This window comes from Leclercia sp. UBA2479 (assembly GCF_002341985.1).
GTDB lineage: Bacteria > Pseudomonadota > Gammaproteobacteria > Enterobacterales > Enterobacteriaceae > Enterobacter > Enterobacter pneumoniae.
In genome coordinates this window covers 143222-169287 of sequence record NZ_DDPB01000008.1, presented here as the reverse complement: position 1 = coordinate 169287, position 26066 = coordinate 143222, and the positions used below count along the sequence as shown (strand labels likewise).

The following is a 26066-nucleotide window of genomic DNA, read 5'->3' as shown; positions in this document are numbered from 1 at the left end:
GTTCTCCCCCGTCAGAAGTCGTACTTATCAATGTTCTCTTTGGTGAACACCACCCGCTCCGGCAGCAGCACGATGCCATTGCCCTTCGCCTCATACTGGTAGCCCTGCACGCTGTTCGGCTCAACCTTCAGCGTCCCAATGTCTTTAATCTCTACGCTGTCGCCAACGTTAACATCGCCCTTTTTCAACATATGATCGGCGACGTTGACCGCAATTTTGCCCTGCTGCACCACATCCCACAGGCCAAAGGCTTTTACCGTGCCGCGCTCAACGTAGGGGCGCATTACGTTCGGCGTACTGAACCCGACGATCGCGACCCCTTCCCGCTTCAGGTTTTCTGCCGCCTGCGCTGCCGCCGGCAGGGCGTTAGCGTCCGGAGCGATGATCGCATCCAGATCCGGATAGGCTTTTAAAATCCCTTCGGCGGTTTGCAGGGATTTGGTGGCGTCGTTATAGCCAAACTGGGTGGTGACGACCTGCCACTGAGGATGGTCCTTCTCGATTTTAGCTTTCGCCTCTTTGACCCACTGGTTCTGGTCGGTGACGGTCGGGCTGGAGTAGAAGAAGGCGACTTTGGCATTCGGTTTGGTGACCTGCTTGCCGGCCATCTCTACCAGCAGGCCGCCCAGCTGTTCCGGTGTGCCCTGGTTGATGTAAATGCTGCGGCACTCCGGTTTGGTGTCGGAATCCCATGTCAGCACCTTCACGCCGCGCTGCATCGCGCGCTTCAGCGCCGGGCAGAGACCGTCCGGCGACACGGCAGAGACGATAATGGCGTTGTACCCCTGGTTGACGAAGTTGTTGATCAGCTGCACCTGGCCGGAGACGCTTGGCTCGGTCGGGCCATCGTAGGTCACGTCCACGCCGAGAGCTTTACCTGCCTCTTTCGCGCCGTTGCCGCCGCTGGTAAAAAAGCCGACACCCACCAGTTTCGGGATAAAGGCGATGCGGTCTGCCGCCTGTGCCGAGGCGAAGCTGAGGGCCATCGCCATCACTATCAGTTTTGTTTTCATCGTACGCTCCGGGTAGTTTTCAGGAAGATATTGCGCACCCATTCACGGTGCAGACTCAGCGAACGTCCCATCACCACCACAACCAGCAGCGCCCCTGACAGCGCGCTCGACACCTGGTTGGGGATGCCGACCATCTGTAACCCCTGTTGCAGGTAGCCCACCAGCAGCGCCGCCAGCGCCGTACCCACAACCGAACCTGACCCGCCGTAGATATTCGCCCCGCCGAGCACGGCGGCGGTGAGGGCCGGCATCAGTAAATCGCGCCCGAGATCCGAACGCGCCGAACCGAAATAAGAGACCATCACCAGGGCGGCAATCGCCGCAGCCACGCCCACCAGACCATACAGCGCGTAAGGCATGCCGTTTACCGACAGCGCCGCATAGCGTGCCGCGCGGGGGTTCTGGCCGATCAGGAACAGATGCCGGCCAAAGCGTCCGCGATGGGTGATCAGCCAGAAGAAAAGAGTTACGACGGCGAAGAGCACCAGCGGGATCGGCACGCCGAAGAGCGTCAGGTTAGCGAAGGCGGTAAAGCTCTCCGGGAAGCCGCCAATCCCCTCATAGCCGGTCGCACCCGCCATGCCAGAGAGCAGCAGCGCCCCGCCGCCATAGAGGTAGAGCGTGCCGAGGGTAATGACCAGCGGGCTGATACCGGTGTAGTGAATCAGCGCGGCGTTGAGCAATCCGCACAGCAGACCGAGCAGCAGCGTCAACGGAATGGCGACGGCCATCGGCCACCCCGCCTGCGTCATCACCCCCAGCGCAATGGCGCACAGGCCGATGGTCGACCCCAGCGAAATATCAATCCCACCGCTGATGATCACCAGCGTCAGAGGCAGCGCCACAATGCCGATGCAGATAAAGTCGCTGGTGCTGAACAGCAGCATGTTGATATCGAGCATCCGCGGGTTAATGGCGCCAAAGAGCAGGATCTCCAGCACCAGCAAGATCAGCAGCGCGCTTTCCCAGTTAAGCTTCATTTACGCCACCTCTTTTTTGCGTTTTGGAAAGGGGGTGACGTGTTTTCCCCCTTTGTTGCCCGGCTGGAAACGGCTGTATTTCAGCGCCCGCTGATGTCGTGCCAGCGCCTGACGCAAGCGCCCGTCGAGCACCAGCACCCCCAGCAGCACCAGCCCGGCGATAAAGTCGTTCCACCAGGCCGGGAGCCTGAACAGCACCAGCACGGTGTCAATTTGGGTCAGGAAGAAGGCGCCGAGCAGCGCGCCAATTAGCGTGCCCGTCCCGCCCAGCAGCGAAATTCCGCCAAGCACGCAGGCGGCGATGGCTTTCATCTCCAGCCCGCTGCCGGTCTGGTTTGGCACAAAGCCAATCTGCGCGGCAAAGATAATGCCCGCACAGGCCGCCAGCATGCCGTTCAGAGTAAAAGCGAGCATGCGGGTGCGGTTTACCGCCACGCCCAGCTGGCGCGCGGCGGCGAGGTTGTCGCCCACCGCATAAAAATCACGCCCAAAAGCGGTGCGCGACAGGATCCACGCCCCCACGGCGGCGATAAACAGCACCACAAAGCCCAACGGTGAAATCCCGAGGGCGACCGGCGCTGAGAGGCCTTTCAGGGCCGGAGGCAGCCCTTCTATCCACTTCCCACCGGTCCAGAGCAGCATGCCACCGCGATAGAGCCCCAGCGTGCCGAGGGTGGCCACAATCGCCGGGATACGTAGCCCCACCACCAGCAGACCATTAAACGCACCGGCCAGCGCGCCTATCATCAGCGCAAAGAGCATAGAGACCGGCAGGCTATAGCCGTTATTAAGCGCCACGCCTACAGCAATGGCGCAGAGGCCGACGGTCGATCCCACTGAAACATCAATATTACGGGTCAGCATCACCAGCGCCGCGCCGATCGCCAGCAGGATCAGGATCTGCGCGCTGGCGAAGATCATTCCCAGCGTCTGTAGACTTAAATAGGTCGGATTCAGTGCCACCAGTACGGCAAACAGAGCGAGGATCGCCAGTAAAGCGCTCAGCTCACGGTTCTTTAATAAGGTCTTCATGCCTGGCCTCCGAACGCCAATGCCATCATGCGATCGAGGCTGACCGCCTGGCGGGGCAACTCGCCGCTGAGCCTCCCCTGGTGCATCACCAGCACGCGATCCGCCAGACCGGGAAACTCATCAAGATCGCTTGAGATCATCAGCACCGCCACGTTTTGTGCCGCCACGCTCTTAAGCAGCTGATAGATATCGGCGCGCGCCGAGACGTCTACGCCGCGCGTAGGTTCATCGACGATCAACAGCAGTGGGTTGGCCTCCAGACAGCGTGCCAGCAGGACCTTCTGTTGATTACCGCCGGAGAGGGTACGCACGGTTTGATCTGCATGGTTGAGTTTGATCCCCAGCGCCCGGTGATAACGCTCCACCACCGCAGATTCCCGCTTGCGCTGTTGCCAGACAGAGGGCTCGTTCAGCGCCACGGTGTTCCAGCGGATCGGCGCATCCAGGAACAGACCCGATACCTGCCTGTCCTCCGGCAGGTAGACCAGCCCCTTCCCGAGGCGGGCCGAAACGGTATCGTGGCCGATCTCCTGATTCTCCAGCCAGACGCGCCCTCCGCGTGCCGGACGCAGGCCATAGAGGGTTTCAGCAAACTCCGTTCGCCCGGATCCCACCAGCCCGGCGAGGCCGACAATCTCGCCGGCGTAAATTTCCAGGCTGAGATCGATAAACCCCTCCCCGGTGAGATCGTCCACCCGCAGGACCGGGAAATCCTGCGCCTGGGTACGGCGGTTTCCCGGCAGGGCCAGCCACAGTTTTTGTGTATCGCTTAAGCTGCGATCCCGGCTGACCGGGGTCATGGCAGCGATCAGCGCATTGTCATCCAGCTGCGCGGTTTCGCCGCTGAGTACCACCGCGCCGTCACGCATCACCGACACGTGGCTGGCGAGCGCGCGGATCTCCGGCAGCTTATGAGAGATAAAAACAATGCCGACCCCCAGCGCCTGGAGCGCGCGGATCTGGCGGAACAGGCGCTCGGTTTCCCCGGGCGTGAGCGATGCGGTAGGTTCATCAAGGATCAGGATCTGCGCCTCGCGCATTAACCCGCGGAGGATCTCCACCATCTGCTGATCTGCCACCTCCAAAGTACTGGCGGCCGCGTCGAGATTTAGCTGGCACTGCAGCTGCTGGAGCTTATCGGTCAGGCGTGTATTAAGGTCGTTGCCGCGCGGCAGGCGGAAAAGAATGTTTTCGCGCACCGTGAGATTGGGAAACAGCATCGGCTCCTGCGGCACCAGATAGATGCCAAGCCCGTGCGCCTGACCGGGCTTAAGACGCGCAAATGCGTGACCGGCCACAGAGAGTTCACCGCGATCGGGCGTCTCAACCCCGGCAATGATCTTCATTAGCGTCGATTTTCCCGCACCATTACCGCCCATTAACGCATGCACCTGGCCTGACAGCAGTGTGAAATCAATGCCTTTCAACACCGGAACGCCAGAGAACTGCTTATGGATATCGCGTGCCTCTAAGAGTGTTTTCATCATCACGCCGCCATTGAACAAAAGATTTTTAGATTTAATAATGTTCAAAAGCGTAGACCCTGAACTATATTTACAACCGTGCAGGGATCACAGTTTTATGGTTTGATATCCAGAGATTAGCCAAACAAATTAAAAGATCCGTTTTGTCGCGTGGCTCACATTTTCGCGGCGCAACATCACGAACATATGATCTAAATTTTTATAAGAGTTCATCTATGAGCGAGAAACGCATTGTCGAAGAGAGCCGGTTTGCCGGACTGGCGCTGTCAGAGGAAGAGCTGGTGGCTCGCGTGGCCTGGTGTTACTACCACGACGGCCTGACCCAGAACGACATAGGCGAACGGTTAGGCCTGCCGCGCCTGAAGATCTCCCGCCTGCTGGAGAAAGGGCGTCAGTCGGGGGTGATCCGCGTACAGATTAACTCGCGCTACGAGGGGTGCCTGGCTCTGGAAACCGAGCTGCAACAGCGTTTTGGCCTGAAGCTGGCCCGCGTGTTACCGGCCCTGAATACCCCAGCGATGAGCGTACGCCTGGGCATTGGTGCCGCCCAGTCGTTAATGGGCGTACTGGAACCCGGGCAGCTGCTGGCAGTGGGATTTGGTGAAACCACCATGAGCTGCATCCAGCACTTAAGCGGTTTTATTGGTTCACAGCAGGTACGGCTGGTGACCCTTTCGGGCGGCGTCGGGCCCTATATGACCGGTATTGGCCAGCTGGATGCGGCCTGTAGCGTAAGCATGATCCCCGCCCCGCTGCGTGTGTCGTCAGCATCCGTTGCCGGGATCTTAAAGCGTGAAGCCAGCGTAAGGGATGTGATCCTCGCCGCCACGGCCGCCGATGCAGCCGTAGTCGGTATCGGATCGGTGAACCAGCGTCGCGATGCCACGATTTTACGCTCCGGCTACATCAGCGAGGGAGAACAGTTGATGTTCGCCCGTAAGGGCGCCGTGGGGGACATCCTCGGTTACTTCCTTAACGCCGGCGGCGAGCGGGTTGAGGATCTGGAGATTCATCAGGAGTTGCTCGGCGTGACCCTCGAAGAGCTGGCGCAACTGCCCACTATCGTTGGTGTGGCCGGTGGCGAAGAGAAAGCCGATGCGATTTATGCCGCACTGAAAGGTCGCCGTATCAATGGCCTGGTGACGGAAGAGACCACAGCCCGCGCGGTGCTGGCCCTGGCAAAATAAGGGCGTAGCTCGTGCAAACCACGAGGCATGCTCATGAGTTACCTTTTAGCGTTAGATGCAGGGACAGGCAGCGTTCGCGCCGTGATTTTCGATCTACAAGGCAACCAGATTGCCGTCGGCCAGGCCGAGTGGAAACACCTGAGCGTGGAGAATGTGCCTGGGTCGATGGAGTTTGACCTCGATACCAACTGGCGGCTGGCTTGCCAGTGCATTCAGCAGGCGCTGACGCGCGCGCATCTGAATGCGGCGGATATTCAGTCCGTCGCCTGCTGCTCGATGCGCGAAGGGATTGTGCTGTATGACCGCAACGGCGAGGCCATCTGGGCCTGTGCCAACGTCGATGCCCGCGCCAGCCGCGAGGTAGCCGAACTTAAAGAGATCCACGACTACCGTTTCGAATCCGAGGTGTATGACGTTTCCGGCCAGACCCTGGCCCTCAGCGCCATGCCGCGCCTGCTGTGGCTGGCGCACCATCGCCCGGATATCTATCGCAAAGCCGCCACCATCACCATGATCAGCGACTGGCTGGCGGCAAAACTCTCCGGCGAGCTGGCGGTCGATCCGTCCAACGCGGGGACCACGGGCATGTTAGATCTCTTCTCCCGCGACTGGCGTCCGGCGCTGCTCGACATGGCCGGGCTGCGCGCCGATATTCTCTCTCCGGTGAAAGAGACGGGGACCGTGCTGGGGGCCATCACCCGCGAAGCCGCACAACAGAGCGGCCTGCGCGAAGGCACGCCGGTAGTGATGGGCGGCGGCGACGTACAGCTGGGTTGCCTGGGATTAGGGGTAGTGCGCGCCGGGCAAACGGCGGTATTAGGCGGCACCTTCTGGCAGCAGGTGGTAAACCTGCCGCAAGTGCGAACCGATCCTGATATGAATATTCGCGTTAACCCGCACGTCATCCCCGGTATGGCCCAGGCAGAGTCGATCAGCTTCTTTACCGGGCTGACCATGCGCTGGTTCCGCGATGCCTTTTGCGCGGAAGAGAAGCTCATTGCCGAGCGGATGGGAGTAGATACCTACAGCCTGCTGGAAGAGATGGCGAGCCGCGTGCCGGCAGGATCCCACGGTGTGATGCCGATATTTTCTGATGCGATGCACTTTAAGCAGTGGTATCACGCGGCACCGTCGTTTATCAATCTCTCCATCGACCCGGAAAAGTGCAACAAAGCCACGCTATTCCGCGCGCTGGAAGAGAACGCGGCGATTGTCTCCGCCTGCAACCTGACGCAAATTTCGCACTTTTCCGGGGTGACGTTTGAGAGCCTGGTCTTTGCGGGCGGCGGAGCGAAAGGCGCCTTATGGAGCCAGATTTTAAGTGACGTCACTGGCCTGCCGGTGCGTGTACCCGAGGTAAAAGAGGCGACGGCGCTCGGCTGTGCAATTGCGGCGGGTACTGGCGCCGGGCTGTTTGCGGATATGGCCTCAACGGGAGAGCGGCTGGTGAAATGGAGCCGCGAATTTACGCCGAACCCGGAACACCGGGAACTGTACGACGGCATGATGCAGAAATGGCAGGCGGTGTACGCGGATCAGCTTGGGCTGGTGGATAGCGGGTTGACCACGTCAATGTGGCAGGCGCCTGGGCTGGTGCGGGTATCCCCCTCACCCCGGCCCTCTCCCCAAAGGGGCGAGGGGGAAAACCACATTGAGCCAACACTTTAGGACCGCACAGGTCAGTCCCCTCTCCCCTGTGGGGAGAGGGTTAGGGTGAGGGGGAATATTTGAATCCCATCACAATCACCGCATTCCCCTTTTCCCTTTTACTCTCCGCTGGCTAAATTAGTAACTCATCCGACCACATAACAATAAATTAACACTGGAAGAGAGTATGAGCCGCTACCCGTCGTTATTCGCCCCGCTCGACCTGGGGTTCACCACCCTCAAAAACCGTGTACTGATGGGATCGATGCACACCGGTCTGGAGGAGCGTCCGGACGGCGCTGAGCGCCTGGCGGCTTTCTACGCCGAGCGCGCCCGCCATGGCGTGGCGCTGATTGTGACCGGCGGCGTGGCCCCCGCCCTTTCTGGCGTTACGATGGAGGGCGGCGCGGTACTGAATGACGCCAGCCAGCTTCCCCATCACCGCCTCGTGACCGACGCCGTCCATCGTGAGGGGGGCAAAATCGCGCTGCAGATCCTGCATACCGGCCGTTACAGCTATCAGCCGTATCTGGTGGCGCCCTCTGCCATTCAGGCACCGATTAACCGCTTCAAACCGCAGGCGCTCAGCCACGACCAGATCCTGGCGCTAATTGACGACTTCGCCCGTTGCGCCGCACTGGCGCGGGAAGCAGGATATGATGGCGTAGAGGTCATGGGGTCGGAAGGCTACCTGATTAACGAGTTTCTCGCCGCCCGCACCAACCAGCGCGACGACGAATGGGGCGGCGATTATGCCCGCCGCATGCGTTTTGCCGTCGAGGTGGTGCGCGCCGTACGGGAACGGGCGGGTGCAGATTTTATTATCGTCTACCGTCTCTCGATGCTCGACCTGGTGGAGGGCGGCGGCACCTTCGACGAAACCGTCCAGCTGGCCCAGGCAATAGAAGCCGCCGGAGCCACGATCATCAACACCGGCATCGGCTGGCACGAGGCGCGCATCCCGACCATCGCCACCCCGGTACCGCGCGCCGCGTTCAGTTGGGTGACGCGTAAGCTGAAAGGCAAAGTCTCTATTCCGCTGGTGACCACCAACCGTATTAACGATCCGCAGGTGGCGGACGATGTGCTTTCACGCGGTGATGCCGATATGGTCTCCATGGCGCGCCCGTTCCTCGCCGATGCGGAGATCCTTTCTAAAGCGCAGAGCGGCCGCGCAGATGAGATCAACACCTGCATCGGCTGTAACCAGGCCTGTCTGGATCAGATCTTTGTGGGCAAAGTCACTTCATGCCTGGTCAACCCGCGCGCCTGCCACGAAACCAAACTGCCGGTGATCCCGGCGATCGTTAAAAAGCGTCTCGCCGTGGTTGGTGCAGGGCCGGCAGGGTTAGCGTTTGCGGTAAATGCCGCCGCTCGAGGGCACAGCGTCACGCTGTTTGACGCGGCTGCCGAGATTGGCGGGCAGTTTAATATCGCCAAACAGATCCCCGGCAAAGAGGAGTTTTACGAGACGCTGCGCTACTACCGCCGGATGATCGAGGTCACGGGCGTCGATCTGCAGCTCAACCAGAGAGTGAATGCGCCCGATCTGATCGGTTTCGACGAGGTGATCCTTGCCAGCGGGATTGCCCCGCGTACCCCGGCGATCGCGGGTATCGATCATCCGAAGGTGCTGAGCTATCTCGACGTGCTACGCGATAAAGTGCCGGTGGGCGAAAAGGTGGCGATTATCGGCTGCGGCGGAATCGGCTTTGATACCGCCATGTACCTGAGTCAGCCAGGGGAGGCCACCAGCCAGAACATTGCCGAATTTTGTGTGGAATGGGGAATCGATACCAGCCTGAACCAGTCCGGTGGGTTACGCCCCGAAGGGCCGCAACTGCCGCGAAGCCCGCGCCAGATTGTGATGCTGCAGCGTAAAGCCAGCAAACCGGGCGAAGGGCTGGGTAAAACCACGGGCTGGATCCACCGCACCACCCTGCTCTCACGCGGGGTGAAGATGATCCCGGCGGTGAGCTACCAGAAGATCGACGACGACGGGCTGCATGTGACAATCGGCGGAGAGCCGCAGCTGCTGGCGGTGGATCAGGTGATTTTATGTGCCGGGCAGGAGCCGAAACGCGATCTGGCGGATCCGCTGCGCGACGCCGGCAAAACGGTGCATCTGATTGGTGGGTGTGATGTGGCGATGGAGCTGGATGCCCGACGGGCGATTGCGCAGGGGACGATGCTGGCATTAAGCATTTAATTTTTCCCCTCACCCCGGCCCTCTCCCCACAGGGGCGAGGGTGTATTCGTCCCCTCTCCCCCGTGGGGAGAGGGTTAGGGTGAGGGGGTAATCATCTTACCGACGACGTCCCAGCTTAACCGCTTTCAGCACCACAAACTTATTGTTCGTCGCGATGGTGACGCAGTTACCGAAAATCTTCTTCAGCTTGTGGAAGTAGTCCAGGTGGCGGTTCGCCACGATGTACAGCTCGCCGTTAATTTTCAGGCAGCGGCGGGCATGGTGGAACATCTCCCATGCAACGTTATCCGTCAGGGCGTGCTTCTGGTGGAACGGCGGGTTGCAGAAGACGGCGTTGAAGCGGAAAGGCTCCACGCCCGACAGCGCGTTGTTGATCATAAACTCGCAGCGATCCAGCGCGTCCGGCATGTTGGTTTCGACGTTCAGACGGCTTGATGCCACCGCCATTGGCGACTCATCGCTAAACACCACGCTGGCGTCCGGGTTCTTCGCCAACAGCTTCAGGCCAATCACGCCGTTACCGCAGCCCAGGTCTACAATCTCCCCTTCGAGGTTCTCCGGCAGATGCTCCATAAAGAAACGCGCCCCAATATCCAGCCCGGTGCGGGAGAAGACGTTCGCATGGTTGTGAATAGTCCAGTCGGTACCCTCCAGCTTCCAGCTCAGGGTTTCGGGTGCGTCAGCCAGCTCCGGTGCGCTGAAGGTGCAGTTGATCAGGCGCGCTTTTTTCCAGGCCAGCGTGGTGGTGGTTGGGCCGAGCACTTTCTCGAACAGTTCCAGCGTCGAGGTGTGGATATCGCGCGCCTTGGCACCGGCGACGATACGCGTATGCGGGGTAACAACCTTACGCAGCGCGCGCAGTTGCTGCTCCAGCAGCGCCATGGTTTTTGGCACTTTAATCAGCACCACGCCCGGCGCCTGCGGGTAGTCCGCGGTGCTGTCGAGGAACTTCACGCTGCCTTCATCGATATCGTTATGGCGCAGGTTCTCACGCGTTGCCAGCTCGCTCAGGTAAGAGTCGCCGATGCTGTAGGGCGTGTGCTCTGCCAGCGCGCAGGCCAGCGCGCCAAAGGCGTCATTCAGGATCAGAACCGGGCCGCTGATTTCAGTGTCATCCAACTGCTGCAGCAGATACTCATCCGCCGCTTCCCACGCCTGAAGCGGGTTAACGTCATCCGTTTCCGGGAAACGTTTAAGGTTGAGTGAACGGAAACCGTTGTCTAAGTGGCTCATCGGCCCTCCTGAATGGTAAAATTTGGCGTATCCCTGAAAAGGGTGCGTGAGTATACCTGTTTTCACACTATTTTGGGGCCTTGATGAACCAACTTACTTATCTCCAGGGCTACCCGGAGAACTTACTGACTCAGGTTCGCAGCCTGATTGCCGAGCAAAAGCTGGGCGCGGTGCTGGAAAAACGCTACCCCGGCACGCACGATTTCGCGACCGATAAGGCGCTCTGGCAGTATACGCAGGATCTGAAAAACCGGTATCTGAAGAGCGCGCCGCCGATCAATAAGGTGATGTACGACAACAAGATCCACGTCCTGAAAAACGCCCTCGGCCTGCATACCGCCATCTCCCGCGTGCAGGGCGGCAAGCTAAAAGCCAAAGCCGAGATCCGCGTAGCGACGGTGTTTCGCAACGCCCCCGAGGCGTTTTTGCGAATGATCGTGGTGCATGAGCTGGCGCACCTGAAAGAGAAAGAGCACGACAAAGCGTTCTACTCCCTGTGCTGCCATATGGAACCGCAATACCACCAGCTGGAGTTTGATACCCGGTTATGGCTTACGCATTTATCGTTAAAAGGTAATGCGGAATAGCGCACTCATTTTGTCACGCGGCCGTGCTACAGTGGCTAAAGGTTCCCAGCTACGGAGTACGTAAACGTTTATGATACGTTTCGCAGTCATTGGAACGAACTGGATCACCCGTCAGTTCGTTGACGCCGCCCACGAGACCGGCAAATTCAAACTCACCGCAGTCTTTTCCCGTAGCCTTGAACAGGCCCAGACTTTTGCCGGTGATTATCTCGTCGAACACCTGTTTACCTCTCTGGAAGAGATGGCTCAAAGCGATGCCATTGATGCTGTCTATATCGCCAGCCCAAACTCTCTGCACTTTACGCAAACGGCACTGTTCCTCAGCCATAAAAAACATGTCATTTGCGAAAAGCCGCTGGCCTCAAATATTCAGGAAGTAGAAGCCGCCATTGCGCTTGCCCGCGAAAACCAGGTGGTGCTGTTCGAAGCCTTCAAAACCGCCAGCCTGCCAAACTTCCTGCTGTTGCAGCAGTCCCTGCCAAAAATTGGCAAGGTGCGTAAAGCCTTTATCAACTACTGCCAGTATTCGTCGCGCTATCAGCGCTATCTTGACGGCGAAAACCCAAACACCTTTAATCCGGCTTTCTCTAACGGCTCGATTATGGATATTGGGTTCTACTGCCTCGCCAGTGCCGTGGCGCTATGGGGCGAACCGCACGGTGTAACCGCCACCGCCAGTCTGCTGGAGAGCGGCGTCGATGCCCACGGGCTAGTAGTACTGGATTACGGCGATTTTAGCGTCACGCTGCAACACTCCAAAGTGAGTGATTCGGTGCTGCCAAGCGAAATTCAGGGCGAAAACGGCTCGCTGGTGATTGAAAAAATCTCTGAGTGCCAGAAACTGAGCTTCGTGCCGCGCGGCGGCAAAGCGCAGGAGCTGACGCAGCCTCAGCATATTAACACTATGCTTTATGAGGCAGAGGTATTCGCGCGACTGGTTGAAGACAACGAAGTGAATCACCCGGGCCTCGCGGTCAGCCGCACCACGGCGAAACTGCAGACGGAAATCCGCCGTCAGACCGGTGTGGTCTTCCCCGCTGACGGTCTGAGCGCTGAAGTCACCGCGTAAAGCTATGTAATAAAGTCTGGCAGGAGATTGACGAAATCATTGACCTGACATATTTTGTTACGTGCAAAGGGGAGTAACTTCCTTGCCGGTGGATCGTCATTACGATGTGTGCAAAACCGCATCCGGTCGCCGGGCAACCTTCATGGTTGTAAGTGAGACCTTGCCGAAAGGCGAGGTCTATGCATAAAAAGCTAACGGCTATCGTCTTTCGACCATAGCCGTTTTTGTTTTTTATGTGCGAGGAAAAAAATTATGCACTCTGTCGGCACTCCAATGTTGTGGGGCGGATTCGCGGTTGTCGTGCTCATCATGCTGGCGATAGACCTCTTTTTGCAGGGTCGTCGCGGCGAACACGGCATGACCATGAAGCAAGCCGCCGCCTGGTCCCTGGTGTGGGTCACCCTCTCTCTGCTCTTCTGCGCCGCTTTCTGGTGGTACCTGGCGACGACCCAGGGCCGCGCTGTCGCCGATCCGCAGGCGCTCGCCTTCCTCACCGGTTATCTGATTGAAAAAGCGCTGGCGGTGGATAACGTCTTCGTCTGGCTGATGCTGTTCAGTTACTTCGCGGTACCGGCGGCGTTGCAGCGCCGGGTGCTGGTTTATGGGGTACTGGGTGCCATTGTCCTGCGTACCATCATGATCTTCGCCGGTAGCTGGCTGATTACACAGTTCGAATGGCTGCTGTATGTCTTTGGCGCGTTCCTGCTCTTCACCGGGGTCAAAATGGCGCTGGCGAAAGAGGACGAAACCGGCATCGGCGAAAAGCCGATGGTCAAGTGGCTTCGCGGCCATCTGCGCATGACCGATACCATCGAGAGCGAGCACTTCTTTGTACGCAAAAATGGCCTGCTGTTTGCCACGCCGCTGCTGCTGGTGCTGATTCTGGTTGAGCTGAGTGATGTGATCTTCGCGGTGGACAGCATTCCGGCGATCTTCGCGGTGACCACCGACCCGTTCATCGTCCTGACCTCAAACCTGTTTGCGATTCTGGGCCTGCGTGCCATGTACTTCCTGCTGGCGGGCGTCGCGGAGCGCTTCTCAATGCTGAAGTATGGCCTGTCGGTTATCCTGGTCTTTATCGGTATTAAGATGCTGATTGTCGACTTCTATCATATTCCGATCGCCATCTCGCTGGGCATAGTGTTTGGCATTCTGGCGCTGACCTTAATCATCAACGCCTGGGTGAACCATCAGAACGATAAAAAGCAGCAGACGCAGTAAGGTCGGATATCGCCTCCTGACGCGTTAAATTCGACTGAAAACGGTAACCTCCGGGTTGCCGTTTTTTTTGGATATTGCTCTGCTCCGCAAAAATGTAAACAGACAGTTAAAAAACATGACGCAGTGCGTAAATTCCAGCATTTTGCGCTTCCCCCTTACCGCACATTCTTTATACTCAACCAGGCAAACATTTAGTTACATCCAGACACAAACGTGACTGAGATCACGGCCAGGATGGAACGCAATTTCACTTTAGGAATTTCTATGACGACACAATCTTCGGGTCTGCTTCAACGCCTCGTGCATGGCAGCCTGGTAAAACAAATCCTGGTGGGCCTGGTGCTGGGTATCTTGCTGGCGCTGGTCTCTAAATCTGCGGCAATTGCCACCGGTCTGCTCGGTACGCTGTTTGTTGGCGCGCTGAAAGCGGTGGCGCCGGTGCTGGTGTTAATGCTGGTGATGGCCTCTATTGCTAATCATCAGCACGGCCAGAAAACTAACATCCGCCCTATCCTGTTCCTTTACCTGTTAGGCACATTTTCTGCTGCGCTGACGGCGGTCATTTTTAGCTTCCTCTTCCCTTCAACGCTGCATCTGACCAGCGCTGCGGGAGACATTACCCCACCATCCGGCATCGTTGAGGTGCTGCGTGGCCTGCTGATGAGCATGGTCTCTAACCCGGTGGATGCCCTGCTGAATGCGAACTATATCGGCATCCTGGTGTGGGCAATTGGCCTGGGCTTCGCGCTGCGTCACGGTAACGAAACGACGAAAAACCTGGTCAACGATATGTCCAATGCCGTGACCTTTATGGTGAAAATCGTGATTCGCTTCGCCCCTATCGGTATCTTCGGCCTGGTCTCTTCCACGTTAGCAACCACCGGCTTCGACACCCTGTGGGGCTATGCCCAGCTGCTGATGGTATTGATTGGCTGCATGCTGCTGGTTGCGCTGGTGATTAACCCGCTGCTGGTCTTCTGGCAAATCCGTCGTAATCCGTACCCGCTGGTACTGATGTGCCTGCGCGAAAGCGGTGTATACGCCTTCTTTACCCGTAGCTCCGCGGCGAACATTCCGGTGAATATGGCCCTGGCCGAGAAGCTGAACCTGGATCGCGATACCTACTCGGTGTCGATTCCGTTAGGCGCAACCGTGAATATGGCCGGCGCGGCGATTACCATTACCGTACTGACTCTGGCGGCCGTACATACGCTGGGTATTCCGGTTGACCTGCCAACGGCGCTGCTGTTGAGCGTGGTGGCTTCACTGTGCGCCTGTGGTGCATCCGGCGTGGCGGGCGGCTCGCTGCTGCTGATCCCACTGGCGTGTAATATGTTTGGCATTCCAAACGAGATTGCCATGCAGGTGGTGGCGGTGGGCTTCATTATCGGCGTATTGCAGGACTCCTGCGAAACGGCGCTGAACTCATCGACCGATGTACTTTTCACCGCAGCAGCCTGCCAGGCAGAAGATGCGCGTCTGGCGAAAAACGCCCTGCGCAGTTAACACTCAAGCCCTTCCGTCAACGGACGGAGGGGCGCTCTTCCCGCAAGTCTTTCTCAACTTTAAACGGATCGATCCCCCTGCGCTGCATGCGCCAGAAACGGATGATGTTCAGCCCGTTCATGACCAGAAAACTCCCTTCGATTAAGGTTCCGCCAATCGACCCCAACCAGAAGTTATGAATCACCCAACAGAGCGTGGAGCACCAGATAATGCAGCGCATCGTCAGCCCTTTGCTGCGAAACAGCGCCCAGGTGCTAACGATGGTGCTGGCAACCGGCAGCAACTCCATGGGGTGATGGAATTTAGCCAGCCCGATGCCGCCCGTCAGGACAATAAACACCGTCATCACCCACAGACTGCGGGTGCGCAGGGTAATAAGCGTGCGCACGGTATTGAGCATGGCGCTGGAGCCAGCCGGAAAGGCTCCCATCAGAAAGAAATGGATGCCAATAACGGCGCTGTAGAGGGAGAGCTGAATTTTGAATTTCCGCTCGTCGCGGTTGAGGAAGGTGGTAATGCCGATCAGAAAGGCGAGGACACCAACGCCCTGGGCAAGCCAATACGTGGTCATGAAGGTTTCCTGTGGTCAGGCAAAAAGAAACGGCGCTTCCTTAAGAAACGCCGCTTTAATTCGATCCCTGTGACTTACAACGTCACGCCGCTTTTGAAGATCGCCAGCTCACGGAAGTCGTTTTTCTCGTTACAGGTAGATTTGCCGTTTGCAATATCAACAATCAGATCAACAAACTCATCCAGCACCTGAGGCATCCCTTTGCCGTGGATCAACTGGCCTGCGTCGAAATCGATCCAGTGCTTCTTCTTCGCCGCCAGCTCGCTGTTGGTGGCAATTTTCACCGTAGGGACAAAGCCGCCGTACGGCGTACCGCGCCCGGTACTGAACAGCACCATATGACAGCCTGCTCCCGCCAGGGCGCTGGTGGCGACCGCGTCGTTGCCCGGCGCGCTCAGCAAGTTCAGGCCGTGCGTCTTCAGGCGCTCGCCGTAGCGCAGCACATCAACCACCTGGCTGGCCCCCGCTTTCTGCGTACAGCCGAGGGATTTCTCCTCCAGGGTGGTGATCCCGCCCGCTTTGTTGCCCGGCGACGGGTTTTCATAGATGGGCTGGTTGTGGGCGATAAAATACTGTTTGAAGTCGTTGACCATGGTCACGGTCTTTTCAAAGGTCGCTTCATCGCGGCAGTGGCTCATCAGAATACGCTCTGCGCCGAACATCTCCGGCACTTCAGTCAGCACGGTGGTGCCGCCGTTGCCAATCACGTAATCAGAGAAACGTCCCAGCATCGGGTTAGCGGTGATGCCGGACAGACCGTCAGAACCGCCGCACTCGAGGCCGAATTTTAGCTCGCTCAGCTTACCTGGCTCGCGTTTATCGTGGCGCATCGCCTCATACAGCTGGTGCAGCTGCTCAAGCCCCGCTTCCACTTCATCGTCCTGATGCTGACAGACCATAAAGTGCACGCGATCGGGATCATACTCCCCCAGGGTCTCGCGGAAGGCATCCACCTGATTGTTTTCACAACCGAGCCCCACCACCAGCACTGCACCGGCATTCGGGTGACGCACCATATTTTGCAGCATGGTCCGGGTATTAATGTGGTCGTCGCCCAGCTGCGAGCAGCCGTAGGTATGGCTAAACAGGTGAACGCCGTCGATACCTTCGGCGTTGTTCGTCTCTTTCAGGAAACGGTTCTGCATCTGACGGGCCATGGCGTTCACGCAGCCGACAGTCGGCAGGATCCACAGCTCGTTGCGGATCCCCACCTCACCGCTGGCGCGGCGGTAGATCTCCACGTCGCGATCCGCGGCCTGCTGCTCCCCGGCCTGGAAATCGGGTTGATAGCTGTACTCGTCCAGATCGCTCAGATTGGTGCGGGTATTGTGGGAGTGAATGAATTCACCCGGCGCAATGTCTGCCAGCGCATGGCCGATAGGCAGGCCGTATTTGACGACATTCTCCCCTTTGGCAATCAGGCGCAGGGCAAACTTATGTCCGCGCGAAACAGCCTGACGAAGCGTGACGCTCTGGTTATCAAAAGTCACTTCCGTGCCTTCGGCCAGATCCGCCAGCGCTACCGCAACGTTATCCAGCGAATGGATCTTGATGTATTGCATATCAACCCCTAACGGCCTTAGTTCAGTTCAATGGCGAAGTAGTCACGCGCATTGTTAAAGCAGATATTTTTCACCATTTCGCCCAGCAGCTGGATATCTGCCGGTGCTTCGCCCGCGGCGACCCAGCGGCCGATCATCTGGCAGAGAATGCGGCGGAAATATTCATGGCGTGTATAAGACAGGAAGCTACGACTATCGGTCAGCATCCCGACGAAGCGGCTTAACAGACCCAGCTGCGCCAGCTGCGTCATCTGACGCTCCATGCCGTCTTTCTGATCGTTGAACCACCAGCCGGAGCCAAACTGCATCTTGCCTGGCATCCCTTCGCCCTGGAAGTTACCGATCATGGTGCCCAGCACTTCGTTATCGCGTGGGTTCAGGCAGTAGAGGATGGTTTTTGGCAGCAGGTTCTCTTCGTTTTGCTTGCTCAGCAGTTTAGAGAGCTCTTCCGCCAGCGGGCGGTCGTTAATGGAGTCAAAGCCCACGTCCGGTCCCAGCAGTTTGAACTGACGCAGGTTGTTATTACGCAGCGCGCCAATGTGGTACTGCTGAACCCAGCCGCGACGGGCATATTCCGCGCCCAGCCAGACCAGTACGGCGGTTTTAAACTGCGCCACTTCGTGTTCGCTTAGGGTTTGACCTGCCAGGCGACGGGCCAGAATGCTGTCCAGCTCGGCTTCACTGGAATCGGCAAACAGCACCACGTCCAGCGCATGGTCAGACACTTTACAGCCGTGCGCCGCGAAGTGATCCAGACGTTTTGTCAGAGCCGTTTGCAGGTCGGTAAAGCGACGAATCTCGGTATCAGAGACGTCGCCAAGTTTCGCCATGTAATCGTTAAAGGTGGCCAGTTCAATATTGAAGGCTTTATCCGGGCGCCAGCTTGGCAGCACTTTCACATCAAAGCTGCTGTCTTGTGCAACGATGGCGTGGTGCTCCAGTGAGTCAATCGGATCGTCGGTGGTGCCGACCATCTTCACGTTCATCTGCTTCATGATGCCGCGGGCAGAGAATTTGTCCTGCGCCAGCAGCGCGTTGCACTCATCCCAGATCTCGTCTGCCGTGGTCGGGGACAGCAGTTTGCCTGTGATACCAAACGGACGACGCAATTCCAGGTGCGTCCAGTGGTACAGCGGGTTACCGATGGTGTGCGGCACGGTTGCCGCCCAGGCATCAAATTTCTCGCGGTCTGACGCATCACCGGTGCAGAGGCGCTCGGCTACGCCGTTGGTGCGCATGGCGCGCCACTTGTAATGGTCACCTTTCAGCCAGATGTCATACAGGTTTTTGAAGCGATAATTTTCGGCAACCTGCTGCGGCGGCAGATGGCAGTGGTAGTCGAAAATCGGCTGGTCTTTTGCATAGTCATGATACAGGCGGCGGGCAAATTCGGTATCTAACAGGAAATCGTCGGTCATAAACGCGGTCATATCGTCATCCTCATTACGAGTGCGTCAGAAAGCTTATGTTCAGATGCTGCAAAGTTATCACACCAATTTCCAGAGCCAGAAGATTTTTTCGTGAGTTAGATCAATAAACGCCCACAAAAAAATTACCTCCAAAGGGGCAGAGGCCGCTGGAAGCCGCGCCAGCACTGGCTTAGCTCGCCGCAAATAATGACCTTACAAAGATTCACACTTTTGTGATGTCACTCACCTTTTAAAGTTGTATGACAAGTTATCTTCTCGCCGTCGCAATTTATAAGCCGACGGAATGATTTACCGGTTTCTATCACAACCGGAATACACGGTACGGATACCGACTTATGCACGATTCACTTATGGCAAGGTTCGGGCCGTTCCGGGAGACACTCCCGGTTACGCCCTCCCGTTAAAGAAGCCGCTCAGGTTTACCGAGAGAGGCGCTGCGCCAGAGCGCAGATATAACATAACGATGAGGTTTTACATGCGTAAAATTAAAGGGTTACGTTGGTACATGATCGCACTGGTGACGCTTGGCACCGTGCTGGGCTACCTGACGCGTAACACTGTGGCGGCTGCGGCGCCAACGTTAATGGAAGAGCTGCACATTTCGACCCAGCAATACTCTTACATCATCGCCGCTTACTCTGCGGCATACACCATCATGCAGCCCGTTGCCGGCTATGTGCTGGATATTCTCGGCACCAAAATTGGCTACGCCTTCTTCGCCGTCACCTGGGCAGTATTCTGCGGCGCGACCGCGCTGGCGGGCAGCTGGGGTGGACTGGCGCTGGCACGTGGCGCAGTAGGTGCTGCAGAAGCCGCTATGATCCCGGCCGGCCTGAAAGCCAGCTCTGAATGGTTCCCGGCGAAAGAGCGCTCCATCGCCGTTGGCTATTTCAACGTGGGTTCTTCTATTGGTGCGATGATTGCCCCGCCGCTGGTGGTATGGGCTATCGTGATGCACAGCTGGCAGATGGCATTCATCATCTCTGGCGTGCTGAGCTTTGCATGGGCAATGGCGTGGCTGGTCTTCTATAAACACCCGCGCGATCAGAAAAAACTCTCTGAAGAAGAACGTGAATACATCATTGGTGGTCAGGAAGCACAGCACCAGACCAACAACGGTAAAAAGATGTCTGTCTGGCAGATTCTGGGTACCCGTCAATTCTGGGGTATCGCCCTGCCACGTTTCCTGGCAGAACCGGCCTGGGGTACCTTCAACGCCTGGATCCCGCTGTTCATGTTTAAAGTTTACGGCTTTAACCTGAAAGAGATCGCCATGTTTGCCTGGATGCCAATGCTGTTTGCTGACCTGGGCTGCATCGTGGGGGGTTACCTGCCGCCACTATTCCAGCGCTGGTTTGGTGTTAACCTGATTGTGTCACGTAAGATGGTTGTGACCATGGGCGCACTGCTGATGATTGGCCCAGGCATGATCGGCCTCTTCACCAGCCCGTACGTGGCGATTGGCCTGCTGTGCATCGGTGGTTTTGCTCACCAGTCTCTGTCTGGCGCGCTGATTACCCTCTCTTCCGACGTCTTTGGGCGTAACGAAGTGGCAACCGCCAACGGCCTGACCGGTATGGCGGCCTGGACCGCCAGCACCCTGTTTGCACTGGTTGTGGGCGCACTGGCAGATACTATCGGCTTTAGCCCGCTGTTCGCGGTACTGGCGGTGTTCGACGTGCTGGGGGCCATCGTTATCTGGACGGTACTGAAAAACCAGTCTGCCGAGGAGCTGGCAAAGAGCACCATAGGCGGCCCCGCCGCCCAGAGTTAGCGAAGAAAAGTGTGAACTAAAGCCGCCTGTCAGGGCGGCTTTTTTGATGGCGAAATCTGGTGGGGGTTTAGCAAAAGTGGTATAACAAATATCATCTGCCGTACCCTGCCTGGAGCGCATATGGAAATCAACGAACCCCGTCGTCTTTATCAGCAACTTGCTGCCGAGCTGAAAGATCGCATCGAGCAAGGCGTCTATCTGGTGGGCGATAAACTGCCTGCGGAGCGTTTCATTGCCGATGAGAAGAGCGTCAGCCGCACCGTGGTTCGTGAAGCTATCATTATGCTGGAGGTCGAAGGTTACGTCGAAGTGCGTAAAGGCTCCGGCATTCATGTTATCTCCAGCCAGGCAAAACACTCCCCAGCACCGGACGAAAGTCTGGAATTTGCCAGTTACGGCCCCTTTGAGCTTCTGCAGGCGCGTCAGCTTATTGAAAGTAATATCGCCGAGTTTGCCGCCACCCAGGTGACCAAACAGGACATCATGAAGCTGATGGAGATCCAGGATAAAGCGCGTCAGGAAAAATGTTTCCGCGATTCCGAATGGGATTTGCAATTCCATGTCCAGGTGGCGCTCGCAACGCAAAACACGGCGCTGGCGGCGATTGTTGAAAAAATGTGGACTCAGCGCGTTCATAACCCGTACTGGAAAAAACTGCACGATCATATCGATTTGCGCACCGTGGATAACTGGTGTGACGATCATGACCAGATCCTTAAAGCATTGATTCGAAAAGATCCGCATGCGGCGAAGCTGGCCATGTGGCAGCACCTGGAGAACACTAAACAGATGCTGTTTAACGAAACGAGTGATGACTTCGAATTTAACGCTGACCGTTACCTTTTTGCCGAAAATCCGGTTGTTCACCTTGATACTGCCGCAAGCGGCACAAAATAGTTTTCTTCTCTGCTGGCGGGCGCATCATTGCGCCTTCTGGCGTCTGTGGGTAAGCAAACCTCTATAGTGTCAGCCTTTGTAAATACCCTCGCGTCCCCTCCCTGGGTTAAGCCAAAATCACATCATTATCCTCGTGAAATTCTGTGACGCAGAACCGCGGGGTTTGTTACAATTAGATGCAATTTGCATTTCTGTAAGTTAGTGCTTGCTTACCCAGCCATTTAACAGGGAACAGTTCTGGCCACACAATGTGTCCGCGAGCGATCATAATGTCTTTATAAAAACTATCGCCGTGCTGTTTTGACCCGGTTGACGGGCATGACGTTAACCGATTTCCAGGAACACTGAATGGAACTTTTTACCCAATTACTTAATGCCTTATGGGCCCAGGATTTCGAAACCCTGGCCAATCCTTCCATGATTGGCATGCTCTATTTTGTCCTGTTTATGATTCTGTTTCTTGAAAACGGCCTGCTGCCCGCCGCGTTTTTGCCGGGCGATAGCTTGCTGGTGCTGGTAGGGGTGCTCTGCGCAAAGGGGGCGATGGCCTTCCCGCAAACGGTAGTGTTACTGACCATTGCCGCCAGCCTGGGCTGTTGGGTGAGCTACATTCAGGGGCGATGGCTGGGCAATACGCGTATTGTGCAGAACTGGCTTTCACATCTTCCGGCGCACTACCATCAGCGTGCGCACCATCTGTTCCATAAGCATGGTCTTTCCGCCCTGCTGCTTGGCCGTTTCATCGCGTTCGTCCGTACCCTTTTACCTACCATAGCCGGTCTCTCCGGGCTGAACAGCGCCCGTTTTCAGTTCTTCAACTGGATGAGCGGCCTGCTGTGGGTATTGATTCTGACCACCCTGGGCTACGCGCTCGGCAAGACGCCGGTGTTCCTTAAATATGAAGACGCGCTAATGTCGTGCCTGATGTTGCTTCCGGTGGTGCTGCTGGTGTTTGGCCTGATTGGCTCGCTGGTTGTTCTGTGGAAGAAAAAACATGGGAGTCGAGGTTAACGTGCGCCTCTCAATGCGACAGTTTACTTACGCCATGGTGGCGCTCTGTATGCTCAGCGCCATGCTGCTGGTCTGGAAAGCGCTCCAGACCCACGAGTCTACGCTGGCGATTCGCCCGGTGATTCAGGGTTCGAGCGTGCCAGATGGCTTTTCTATCTGGCACCATCTGGATGCTAATGGCATTCGCTTTAAAAGCATTACGCCTCAGAATGACGTGCTGTTAATCACCTTCGACTCCAGCGCCCAAAGCGCTGAAGCGAAAAAGGTGCTCGACCGTACGCTGCCGCAGGGTTATATCATCGCGCAACAGGATGATCCTAACCAGGCTGCACTCTGGCTAACTCGCCTGCGTGATACCTCTCGCCTGGCGGGCTAAACTTCCAGGATTCTGAATCTTTTCACCCACTTTGGTGATATCGCCGTTTACTTACTATGCTTAAGTACGCGGAGCACCTCTCGATGTACTCCGCAGCACTCTGGAAAATCGGCATTTCGTTAGGATTTGCCGTTAACAATGGAAGGTTTCAATCATGAATTACCGCATCGTTCTGGGTCTTGCCCTTTTTTCAATTAGCACAGCGTCTTTCGCCACTTCCCTGTGTCAGGAGAAGGAACAGGATATCAAGCGTGAGATCAGTTACGCCGAAAAGCATAACAATCAGAGCCGCATCAGTGGTCTGAAAAAAGCGCTGAGTGAAGTACAGGCGAACTGTACGGACAGTAAGCTGCGTGCTGAACACCAGAAAGATATTGCTGAGCAGAAAGAAGAGATTGCCGAACGCCGTCAGGATCTGGTGGAAGCAAAAGCGAAAGGCGATGCGGATAAGATCGAAAAGCGTGAAAAGAAACTGAAAGAAGCGCAGGAAGAGCTGCATGCGCTGGAGTCTCGCGATTATTAAGCCAACGGAAGTCTTAACAGGAGAGAATCATGTCCAAAGATACCACATCGGAACATCTGCGCGCTGAACTGAAATCCCTGGCGGATACCCTGGAAGAGGTGCTGAATACCTCTTCAGACAAATCAAAGGAAGAGCTGAGCAAACTGCGCAGTAAAGCCGAAAGCGCCCTGAAAGACAGCCGTTATCGCCTGGGTGAGACAGGTGACGCGCTGGCCAAACAGACCCGTGAAGCAGCCGCTCGCGCGGATGAATATGTACGTGACAACCCGTGGACCGGAGTGGGCATTGGCGCCGCTATCGGTGTCGTTCTGGGTGTCCTGCTGACGCGTCGTTGATTATGGAAGATCCTCGTCAAGCACAAGGCCCTGCAAAAAACGTCCTCGGCATTGGGCAGCGTATTTTAACCACTCTGGTTGGCATCGTGGAGACACGCGTCAGGCTGGCTGTGGTTGAACTTGAAGAGGAGAAGGCCAACCTCTTCCAGATGCTGCTTATGCTGGGGCTGACCATGCTCTTCGCCGCCTTTGGCCTGATGAGCCTGATGGTGCTGATTATCTGGGCGATTGATCCGCAGTATCGTCTGAACGCCATGATCGCGACTACCGTAGTATTGCTGGTGGCAGCCCTGATTGGCGGGATTTGGACGATGCGTAAAGCGCGTCAGTCAAGCCTGCTCCGTCATACTCGTCATGAACTGGCCAACGACCGGTCTCTGCTGGAGGATGACAAGTCGTGAGTGACAAATCAGATCGTCAACAGCGAAAGGCGTTTCTGCTGAGCCAGATCCAACAGCAGCGGTTGGATCTGTCCGCCAGCCGTCGCGACTGGCTAGCCGTAACGCGTTCGTACGATCGCGGCTGGAATACCTTTCTGAGCTTACGCTCATGGGCGCTGGTTGGCAGCAGCGTGATGGCTATCTGGACGGTACGCCATCCCAATCTTCTGGTTCGCTGGGCACGTCGCGGTTTTGGCGCATGGACCGCATGGCGACTGGTTAAGTCGACCCTTCGCCAGCAACAGCTGGGTAATTAGCCCCACTCCGCAGGCCGGGTTAGTCCTCTTCCGGCCTGCGCACCCCTTTCTGATTGCTCAATATCTTTGATTAAGATTGACAGTTTTCCTTGCTAACAATTGCCAATCGCCCCGTTTAATATCCTCTCCATCGACAGCAAATGCGCGGCAGGTGCCCGGATTTGCGGAAAAATAAAAATCAGCAGCCCTTGTGGTTTCGTGGAGAGTAAAATGAAAAAATTAGAAGATGTTGGTGTACTAGTTGCGCGTATTTTGATGCCGATTCTGTTTATTACAGCAGGCTGGGGCAAAATCACTGGTTACGCAGGAACGCAACAGTATATGGAAGCCATGGGCGTACCGGGGTTCCTGCTGCCTCTGACCATCCTGCTTGAGTTTGGCGGCGGTCTGGCAATTCTGTTCGGTTTCCTGACCCGTACCACCGCGCTGTTCACCGCAGGCTTTACTCTGCTGACGGCATTCATCTTCCACAGTAATTTTGCAGAAGGCGTGAACTCTCTGATGTTCATGAAAAACCTGACTATCGCAGGCGGTTTCCTGCTGCTGGGTATCACCGGTCCAGGCGCATTCAGCATCGACCGTGTGCTGAATAAAAAGTGGTAAGCCGATTACCCGAGTAAACTTGAAGCGAGGAGATATCTCCTCGCTTTGGCTATCTGAAGGAGGAAAAAATGGGACAACTTGTTGACGGCGTCTGGCAGGATACCTGGTACGACACCAAATCTACCGGAGGACGTTTTAAGCGTTCTGTTTCTGCCTTCCGCAACTGGCTCACCGCCGACGGCTCCGCCGGCCCGAGCGGTGAAGGCGGCTTCGCGGCGGAGAAAGACCGTTATCATCTCTACGTTTCACTCGCCTGTCCGTGGGCGCATCGCACACTGATTGTCCGCACGCTGAAAGGGCTGGAATCGCTGATCCCCGTTTCGGTCGTTAACCCGCTGATGCTGGAAAACGGCTGGACCTTCGACAAGGATTTCCCGGCCGCCACGGGCGATGACCTCTATCACCACGATTTTCTCTATCAGCTCTATCTGCGTGCCGATCCGCATTACACTGGACGCGTCACCGTTCCGGTACTGTGGGATAAGAAAAACCAGACCATCGTCAGCAATGAATCGGCTGAAATTATCCGCATGTTCAATACCGCTTTTGATGCTCACGGCGCGCGGGCGGGCGATTATTATCCCACTGAACTGCGGGAAAAAATTGATGAGCTGAATAGCTGGATTTACGACAACGTCAATAACGGTGTTTACAAGGCCGGGTTTGCCACCAGCCAGGAAGCTTACGACGAGGCGGTCGAGAAAGTCTTTGAGTCGCTGGAGCGCATTGAGCAGATCCTTGGCCAGCATCGCTACCTCACCGGCGATCGACTGACAGAAGCCGATATTCGTCTGTGGACAACGCTGGTACGTTTCGATCCGGTCTATGTCACCCACTTTAAATGCGATAAGCATCGCATCAGCGATTATCTGAACCTGTATGGTTTCCTGCGCGACATCTACCAGATGCCGGGGATTGCCGAAACGGTCGATTTTGACCACATCCGCACCCACTATTACCGCAGCCACAAAACCATCAACCCAACGGGTATTATCTCCATTGGTCCATGGCAGGATCTGAACGAACCGCATGGCCGTGACGCCCGTTTCGGCTAAATATTCAGGGCATCAATTGATGCCCTTTTTTTATTCACAATCTCCGTCTATTCTTACCTCGATC

25 protein-coding genes are annotated in these 26066 nt (G+C 56.8%); 17 read left to right on the top strand and 8 right to left on the bottom strand.

The genetic code is table 11. The features are described from left to right. Positions 1–11 precede the first annotated feature (11 nt). From lsrB to lsrA, 4 genes are read right to left on the bottom strand one after another with little or no spacing between them, the layout of a single operon-like run. Positions 12–1013 (bottom strand): autoinducer 2 ABC transporter substrate-binding protein LsrB, encoded by a 1002-nt coding sequence (lsrB, locus tag B3B59_RS09095; RefSeq protein ID WP_286808765.1) that lies wholly within the window; start codon positions 1011–1013, stop codon positions 12–14. Beyond that, positions 1010–1993 (bottom strand): autoinducer 2 ABC transporter permease LsrD, encoded by a 984-nt coding sequence (gene lsrD, locus B3B59_RS09090; protein WP_286808763.1) that lies wholly within the window; start codon positions 1991–1993, stop codon positions 1010–1012. The genes lsrB and lsrD overlap by 4 nt, the downstream gene beginning before the upstream one ends. Continuing rightward, the gene (lsrC, locus tag B3B59_RS09085) at positions 1994–3025 is read right to left on the bottom strand and encodes an autoinducer 2 ABC transporter permease LsrC (protein WP_040073945.1); all 1032 of its coding nucleotides are present in this window, start codon (positions 3023–3025) and stop codon (positions 1994–1996) included. It abuts the gene before it with no gap. Continuing rightward, entirely contained in the window at positions 3022–4509 is a 1488-nt protein-coding gene (gene lsrA, locus B3B59_RS09080; RefSeq protein ID WP_207292439.1) for an autoinducer 2 ABC transporter ATP-binding protein LsrA, read from the bottom strand. Before lsrA ends, lsrC begins: the two co-directional genes overlap by 4 nt. A 215-nt stretch (positions 4510–4724) precedes the next feature. Between lsrA and lsrR the strand changes: the two genes are divergently transcribed. From lsrR to B3B59_RS09065, 3 genes are all read left to right on the top strand, one after another. Then, entirely contained in the window at positions 4725–5696 is a 972-nt protein-coding gene (gene lsrR, locus B3B59_RS09075) for a transcriptional regulator LsrR (protein WP_040073944.1), read from the top strand. Positions 5697–5729: 33 nt separating this feature from the next. Next, on the top strand, positions 5730–7364 hold the full coding sequence (gene lsrK / locus B3B59_RS09070) for an autoinducer-2 kinase (protein WP_286808760.1): 1635 nt from the start codon (positions 5730–5732) through the stop codon (positions 7362–7364). Positions 7365–7530: 166 nt separating this feature from the next. Continuing rightward, complete coding sequence (locus B3B59_RS09065) at positions 7531–9552, top strand: NADPH-dependent 2,4-dienoyl-CoA reductase (protein ID WP_286808758.1); 2022 nt, start codon at positions 7531–7533, stop codon at positions 9550–9552. A gap of 96 nt (positions 9553–9648) precedes the next feature. Here B3B59_RS09065 and rlmG read toward each other — a convergent pair whose 3' ends face one another. Then, positions 9649–10785, bottom strand: coding sequence for a 23S rRNA (guanine(1835)-N(2))-methyltransferase RlmG (rlmG, locus tag B3B59_RS09060; protein WP_286808756.1), 1137 nt, complete (start codon positions 10783–10785; stop codon positions 9649–9651). Between the two features lie 83 nt (positions 10786–10868). On the opposite strand from rlmG, the gene B3B59_RS09055 reads away from it, so the two are divergent. The 4 genes from B3B59_RS09055 (at position 10869) to sstT (ending at position 15168) form a co-directional block, all read left to right on the top strand. Next, positions 10869–11372 carry a YgjP-like metallopeptidase domain-containing protein gene (locus B3B59_RS09055; protein WP_046885815.1) on the top strand — a complete coding sequence of 168 codons (504 nt, stop codon included), beginning with the start codon at positions 10869–10871 and terminating at the stop codon, positions 11370–11372. 70 nt (positions 11373–11442) lie between these two features. Next, entirely contained in the window at positions 11443–12441 is a 999-nt protein-coding gene (locus B3B59_RS09050; RefSeq protein WP_207292441.1) for a Gfo/Idh/MocA family protein, read from the top strand. Positions 12442–12693: 252 nt separating this feature from the next. Then, positions 12694–13662 carry a TerC family protein gene (locus B3B59_RS09045; RefSeq protein WP_207292442.1) on the top strand — a complete coding sequence of 323 codons (969 nt, stop codon included), beginning with the start codon at positions 12694–12696 and terminating at the stop codon, positions 13660–13662. A gap of 264 nt (positions 13663–13926) precedes the next feature. Beyond that, on the top strand, positions 13927–15168 hold the full coding sequence (sstT, locus tag B3B59_RS09040; protein ID WP_046885812.1) for a serine/threonine transporter SstT: 1242 nt from the start codon (positions 13927–13929) through the stop codon (positions 15166–15168). A 16-nt stretch (positions 15169–15184) separates the two neighbouring features. Here sstT and B3B59_RS09035 read toward each other — a convergent pair whose 3' ends face one another. The 3 genes from B3B59_RS09035 to uxaC form a co-directional block, all read right to left on the bottom strand. Then, positions 15185–15739, bottom strand: a complete 555-nt coding sequence (locus tag B3B59_RS09035) for a YgjV family protein (protein WP_286808753.1) — start codon at positions 15737–15739, stop codon at positions 15185–15187. Between the two features lie 74 nt (positions 15740–15813). Then, positions 15814–17301: a UxaA family hydrolase gene (locus B3B59_RS09030; protein ID WP_046885810.1), complete on the bottom strand. Its 1488-nt coding sequence runs from the start codon at positions 17299–17301 to the stop codon at positions 15814–15816. 17 nt (positions 17302–17318) lie between these two features. Beyond that, a complete protein-coding gene (gene uxaC, locus B3B59_RS09025) occupies positions 17319–18731 on the bottom strand; it encodes a glucuronate isomerase (protein WP_207292444.1) in 1413 nt (470 codons plus the stop codon). Between the two features lie 475 nt (positions 18732–19206). On the opposite strand from uxaC, the gene B3B59_RS09020 reads away from it, so the two are divergent. The 10 genes from B3B59_RS09020 (at position 19207) to B3B59_RS08975 (ending at position 26002) form a co-directional block, all read left to right on the top strand. Further along, complete coding sequence (locus B3B59_RS09020) at positions 19207–20505, top strand: MFS transporter (RefSeq protein ID WP_046885808.1); 1299 nt, start codon at positions 19207–19209, stop codon at positions 20503–20505. A gap of 120 nt (positions 20506–20625) precedes the next feature. Then, complete coding sequence (exuR, locus tag B3B59_RS09015) at positions 20626–21402, top strand: transcriptional regulator ExuR (RefSeq protein ID WP_046885807.1); 777 nt, start codon at positions 20626–20628, stop codon at positions 21400–21402. A gap of 348 nt (positions 21403–21750) precedes the next feature. Beyond that, positions 21751–22413, top strand: a complete 663-nt coding sequence (gene yqjA / locus B3B59_RS09010) for a DedA family general envelope maintenance protein YqjA (protein ID WP_040073932.1) — start codon at positions 21751–21753, stop codon at positions 22411–22413. Further along, positions 22397–22789: an EnvZ/OmpR regulon moderator MzrA gene (gene mzrA, locus B3B59_RS09005; protein WP_040073931.1), complete on the top strand. Its 393-nt coding sequence runs from the start codon at positions 22397–22399 to the stop codon at positions 22787–22789. The genes yqjA and mzrA overlap by 17 nt, the downstream gene beginning before the upstream one ends. Before the next feature lie 154 nt (positions 22790–22943). Then, positions 22944–23312 carry a DUF1090 domain-containing protein gene (locus B3B59_RS09000; RefSeq protein ID WP_040073930.1) on the top strand — a complete coding sequence of 123 codons (369 nt, stop codon included), beginning with the start codon at positions 22944–22946 and terminating at the stop codon, positions 23310–23312. Positions 23313–23341: 29 nt separating this feature from the next. Further along, the gene (locus B3B59_RS08995; protein WP_040073929.1) at positions 23342–23647 is read left to right on the top strand and encodes a DUF883 family protein; all 306 of its coding nucleotides are present in this window, start codon (positions 23342–23344) and stop codon (positions 23645–23647) included. A gap of 2 nt (positions 23648–23649) precedes the next feature. Beyond that, positions 23650–24048, top strand: coding sequence for a phage holin family protein (locus tag B3B59_RS08990; RefSeq protein WP_040073928.1), 399 nt, complete (start codon positions 23650–23652; stop codon positions 24046–24048). Beyond that, a complete protein-coding gene (locus tag B3B59_RS08985; protein ID WP_046885805.1) occupies positions 24045–24344 on the top strand; it encodes a YqjK-like family protein in 300 nt (99 codons plus the stop codon). The genes B3B59_RS08990 and B3B59_RS08985 overlap by 4 nt, the downstream gene beginning before the upstream one ends. A 210-nt stretch (positions 24345–24554) precedes the next feature. Beyond that, positions 24555–24947: a DoxX family protein gene (locus tag B3B59_RS08980; protein ID WP_040073926.1), complete on the top strand. Its 393-nt coding sequence runs from the start codon at positions 24555–24557 to the stop codon at positions 24945–24947. 68 nt (positions 24948–25015) lie between these two features. Further along, entirely contained in the window at positions 25016–26002 is a 987-nt protein-coding gene (locus tag B3B59_RS08975; protein WP_286808750.1) for a glutathione S-transferase family protein, read from the top strand. Positions 26003–26066: the final 64 nt, after the last annotated feature.

Excerpts from the sequence above, each read along its gene's own strand:
- lsrB (WP_286808765.1), bottom strand. The coding sequence starts at position 1,013 with ATGAAAACAAAACTGATAGTGATGGCGATGGCCCTCAGCTTCGCCTCG.
- lsrD (WP_286808763.1), bottom strand. The coding sequence starts at position 1,993 with ATGAAGCTTAACTGGGAAAGCGCGCTGCTGATCTTGCTGGTGCTGGAG.
- lsrC (WP_040073945.1), bottom strand. The coding sequence starts at position 3,025 with ATGAAGACCTTATTAAAGAACCGTGAGCTGAGCGCTTTACTGGCGATC.
- lsrA (WP_207292439.1), bottom strand. The coding sequence starts at position 4,509 with ATGAAAACACTCTTAGAGGCACGCGATATCCATAAGCAGTTCTCTGGC.
- lsrR (WP_040073944.1), top strand. The coding sequence starts at position 4,725 with ATGAGCGAGAAACGCATTGTCGAAGAGAGCCGGTTTGCCGGACTGGCG.
- lsrK (WP_286808760.1), top strand. The coding sequence starts at position 5,730 with ATGAGTTACCTTTTAGCGTTAGATGCAGGGACAGGCAGCGTTCGCGCC.
- B3B59_RS09065 (WP_286808758.1), top strand. The coding sequence starts at position 7,531 with ATGAGCCGCTACCCGTCGTTATTCGCCCCGCTCGACCTGGGGTTCACC.
- rlmG (WP_286808756.1), bottom strand. The coding sequence starts at position 10,785 with ATGAGCCACTTAGACAACGGTTTCCGTTCACTCAACCTTAAACGTTTC.
- B3B59_RS09055 (WP_046885815.1), top strand. The coding sequence starts at position 10,869 with ATGAACCAACTTACTTATCTCCAGGGCTACCCGGAGAACTTACTGACT.
- B3B59_RS09050 (WP_207292441.1), top strand. The coding sequence starts at position 11,443 with ATGATACGTTTCGCAGTCATTGGAACGAACTGGATCACCCGTCAGTTC.
- B3B59_RS09045 (WP_207292442.1), top strand. The coding sequence starts at position 12,694 with ATGCACTCTGTCGGCACTCCAATGTTGTGGGGCGGATTCGCGGTTGTC.
- sstT (WP_046885812.1), top strand. The coding sequence starts at position 13,927 with ATGACGACACAATCTTCGGGTCTGCTTCAACGCCTCGTGCATGGCAGC.
- B3B59_RS09035 (WP_286808753.1), bottom strand. The coding sequence starts at position 15,739 with ATGACCACGTATTGGCTTGCCCAGGGCGTTGGTGTCCTCGCCTTTCTG.
- B3B59_RS09030 (WP_046885810.1), bottom strand. The coding sequence starts at position 17,301 with ATGCAATACATCAAGATCCATTCGCTGGATAACGTTGCGGTAGCGCTG.
- uxaC (WP_207292444.1), bottom strand. The coding sequence starts at position 18,731 with ATGACCGCGTTTATGACCGACGATTTCCTGTTAGATACCGAATTTGCC.
- B3B59_RS09020 (WP_046885808.1), top strand. The coding sequence starts at position 19,207 with ATGCGTAAAATTAAAGGGTTACGTTGGTACATGATCGCACTGGTGACG.
- exuR (WP_046885807.1), top strand. The coding sequence starts at position 20,626 with ATGGAAATCAACGAACCCCGTCGTCTTTATCAGCAACTTGCTGCCGAG.
- yqjA (WP_040073932.1), top strand. The coding sequence starts at position 21,751 with ATGGAACTTTTTACCCAATTACTTAATGCCTTATGGGCCCAGGATTTC.
- mzrA (WP_040073931.1), top strand. The coding sequence starts at position 22,397 with ATGGGAGTCGAGGTTAACGTGCGCCTCTCAATGCGACAGTTTACTTAC.
- B3B59_RS09000 (WP_040073930.1), top strand. The coding sequence starts at position 22,944 with ATGAATTACCGCATCGTTCTGGGTCTTGCCCTTTTTTCAATTAGCACA.
- B3B59_RS08995 (WP_040073929.1), top strand. The coding sequence starts at position 23,342 with ATGTCCAAAGATACCACATCGGAACATCTGCGCGCTGAACTGAAATCC.
- B3B59_RS08990 (WP_040073928.1), top strand. The coding sequence starts at position 23,650 with ATGGAAGATCCTCGTCAAGCACAAGGCCCTGCAAAAAACGTCCTCGGC.
- B3B59_RS08980 (WP_040073926.1), top strand. The coding sequence starts at position 24,555 with ATGAAAAAATTAGAAGATGTTGGTGTACTAGTTGCGCGTATTTTGATG.
- B3B59_RS08975 (WP_286808750.1), top strand. The coding sequence starts at position 25,016 with ATGGGACAACTTGTTGACGGCGTCTGGCAGGATACCTGGTACGACACC.